Genomic DNA, 575 nt, shown 5'->3' on the forward strand with positions numbered 1-575 from the left:
GCACTGTAAGTGAAACTGCCGTCAGCATTTGCCGTTTCTACGAGTACAACCGCTTGACCATGTGAGGTAAGGCCAGCAACAGGATCCGTCGAGGAAGCAAGTTGAGAGCTCACCACTCGAGCAGAGCCTTCTGTTGTGGTGAATTTACCGTCAATAGAAACGACACCATCTTGAGCAGAACCAACGCCCGATAAATCGTCTTCATCAACCATAATGGCATCGACGTTTGTGATGGTTGGTTGGTCATCTACGATGGTCACTGGGATTACCGTGGAGCTGGTGTCACCATCAAAATCGGTCGCAATAATCGGGAAGTTCAGAGTTAGCTCGTCACTACCATTGGCATGGTCGATAGGGCCTTCTAGCGTAAAGTTATAAGAACCATCTGCGTTAACAATCAAGGTAAAGACGGCTTTACCACCCGCGGTGGCTTGATAAGTAAAACTGCCGTCTGGGTTGGCCGTTTCAGTCATCGTTACCGCGACGCCTTGAGACGTCAGCCCTGCAGCCGGGTCGGCAGAAGCATCCAATTGATAACTAACGACACCATCAGAACCTTGCGTTGTTGCAAATTG

1 protein-coding gene is annotated in these 575 nt (G+C 49.7%); it reads right to left on the reverse strand.

Annotated features, from left to right (window positions below; translation table 11 throughout):
* Positions 1-575 (reverse strand): VCBS domain-containing protein (locus R7Z49_RS26620; protein ID WP_318112665.1); only part of this gene is annotated, 575 nt, incomplete at both ends.

The sequence above is a fragment of the Vibrio sp. 1562 genome (assembly GCF_033340155.1).
Lineage (GTDB): Bacteria > Pseudomonadota > Gammaproteobacteria > Enterobacterales > Vibrionaceae > Vibrio > Vibrio alginolyticus.